Below are 881 nucleotides of genomic sequence, written 5' to 3' on the forward strand. Positions count from 1 at the left end.
CGGCGGCGATGATGGCTGTTTCGGCGAGCAGAGCGGTCGGGTGCCGCCATTCGTGTTCGGGCGTCGGCACGCGCGCCGGGGCCCGGGCCGGGCTCGGTGGGCCGGCGGGCGGTGGCAGGCCCATCAGCCGGTACATCAGGTCGGCCAGCACCCGCAGGGACTCCCCGGGCCGGGCGAACGTGGCCGCCGCGAGATCCGCGTACCGGCCCGGTCGGTGTGTCGCGACGGCCCGGTCCACCTGCGCGCGCAGCCCCGCCGTGGCCGTCAGCCGGGGCGCGGTGCGCAGCAGGGCGGCGGTGGAGCCGTCCGGGTCGACTTCGGCGGGGTCGCCCGCCGCGAGGAGAACCGGCCGGTCCAGCGCCGCCGCGTACACGGTGACGGATCCGTGGTCGCCGATCACCGCGTCCGCGGCGACCAGGGCGGCGCGCCACCCCTCCCGGGCGGGTATGAGCAGCAGGCCGGCCCGGCGGGCCTCGTCCAGCCAGGCCCGGAGCTGCCATGGGCCGTGCCCGTGCCAGACGTTGGGATGCACGACCGCCGCGACCCGGTACTCGTCCACCGGTAACTCGGCGAGCAGGCGGGCCGGCAGGTGCGGCCAGCGGCCCAGCAGCGACCCGGGGCCCCAGGTCGAGGTGAGTGTCACCAGTGTGTGAGCGGGGCTGACTCCCAGCGCCCCGCGGTACTCCCGGCGGAAACGCAGGCTCGCGCGCAGGCGGTCGTAACAGGGATCACCGGCCACCACCGCGACGGGCACGGCCTGCGGGCAGTCGCGGCGCAGCCGGGCGCGTTGCTCCTCGTGCGAGAGCACGATCGCGGACGGGACGACCTTCCCGTCGCGTAACAGTTGTTCCCGGGCCAGCCCGAACACCGGTTTCCGGTTT

The 881-nt window shown here is 76.0% G+C and carries 1 pseudogene; it reads right to left on the bottom strand.

The features are described 5' to 3' along the window. Positions 1-881 (bottom strand): annotated as a pseudogene (locus AC5LSR_RS18285) (hypothetical protein); the annotation flags it as partial.

It is taken from the genome of Protofrankia sp. CiP1_Cm_nod4 (assembly GCF_982290645.1).